Origin of the sequence: Rhizobium rosettiformans W3 (assembly GCF_004912135.1) — a bacterium.
GTDB classification, from domain to species: Bacteria; Pseudomonadota; Alphaproteobacteria; order Rhizobiales; family Rhizobiaceae; genus Allorhizobium; species Allorhizobium rosettiformans.
The window spans coordinates 1-544 of the sequence record NZ_STGU01000085.1 but is presented as its reverse complement, the minus strand read 5'-3'; the positions used below and the strand labels follow the sequence as shown (position 1 = coordinate 544).

Annotated in this window: 1 protein-coding gene; it reads right to left on the bottom strand. The window is 59.2% G+C overall.

The features are described from left to right. Nucleotides 1-510: response regulator (locus tag FAA86_RS24460; protein WP_342774152.1), on the bottom strand; the 510-nt coding region annotated here is incomplete at its 3' end. Nucleotides 511-544 lie beyond the last annotated feature (34 nt).

The following is a 544-nucleotide window of genomic DNA, read 5'->3' as shown; positions in this document are numbered from 1 at the left end:
GTTGCGCGCTTTGCGGATCATTTGCTGCTGCTCGTCCGGCAGCTCGGAGACCACCTGGTGCAGGAAGAGTGTGACCTCGTCGAGAAGACGCTCCGGCGATTTTGCACCCTTGATGATGATAGATTTCGAGTAGCGGCGAAGCCTCTGTTCTTCTTCGGACGAGAGAACGCGTCCGGTGTAGACGATGACAGGTGGGAAGGAATGCATGCCCGCTTCGCTCAACGTTTCCAGAAGCGCAAAGCCGGATGTATCTGGCAACGACAAATCCAGCACCATGCAGTCGAAGGTCTGTTCGGCCAGCAACGAGATGCACTCTGCCGCACTCCCAGCCCCCACCGTTTCGACGTCATGCGACGACAGGAGTTTCGACAGAGCGTCCCGCTGAACGGCGTTGTCTTCAACGATCAGCACGCGCCGCAGCGTTTGTTCGGCTTTCGCGCCTAGAGACTCGATCATCGACACCAGGTGATCGCGTTGTACGGGCTTCAGCGCATAGCCGACGGCGCCCAACGAGAGAGCCCGGTCGGAATAGTCCTCGGCGGAG